This is a genomic window from Streptomyces katrae (assembly GCF_000966975.1).
Taxonomy (GTDB): domain Bacteria; phylum Actinomycetota; class Actinomycetes; order Streptomycetales; family Streptomycetaceae; genus Streptomyces; species Streptomyces katrae.
The window spans coordinates 1-674 of sequence record NZ_JZWV01001476.1 but is presented as its reverse complement, the minus strand read 5'-3'; the positions used below and the strand labels follow the sequence as shown (position 1 = coordinate 674).

Here is a 674-nt window from a genome sequence, read left to right as displayed (position 1 = left end):
ATGTGACACGTTCCCGGAGGAAATCCGAAAGGTTTCTTCCCGCTACGCCGCGTAGAGGTCGAAGGTCGACCCCCGCTTGGGCCCGGCCACCACGTCCAGCGCGGGGTCCGTCTTGAGCATCGCCTGGTGCAGCCGCTGGAGCTGCGGCGACGGCTCGACCCCCAGCTCCCCGATCAGCCGCCCGCGCAGCCGCCGGTACACGTCCAGCGCGCTCGCCTGCCGCCCGGACCGGTACAGCGCCACCATCAGCTGCGAGTGCAGCCCCTCGTGCTGCGCGTACCGCGCGCCCAGTTCGGTGAGCTCGGCGAGGAGTTCGGCGTGCCGCCCGAGCCGCAGGTCGGCGTCGATCCTCCGCTCGACGGTGACGAGCCGGCTCTCCTCCAGCCGCATCACCTCGATCTCCAGGACCGGCCCCACCCGTACGTCGACCAGCGCGGGCCCCTGCCACAGCGCGAGCGCCTCGCGCAGCAGCCCGGCCGCGCCCTCGTCGTCACCGCCGTCGAAGGCGGCCTGTCCTCGGGCGACGAGCTCCTCGTACACGTTCACGTCGACGGCCCCGGGCGGCACCTGGAGCAGGTACCCGCCGTGCCGGGTCGTCAGGACCTCCTTCGCGGCCCCCGGCCGGCCTGGCCCCATGGCCGTGCCGAGCCGCCGGCGCAGCTGGAGGATGTACG

At 73.4% G+C, this 674-nt stretch carries 1 protein-coding gene; it reads right to left on the bottom strand.

The genetic code is table 11. The features are described from left to right. Positions 1–42 precede the first annotated feature (42 nt). Positions 43–674, bottom strand: a 632-nt coding sequence (locus VR44_RS38460) for an AfsR/SARP family transcriptional regulator (protein ID WP_045952326.1), incomplete at its 5' end; no start/stop codon positions are given.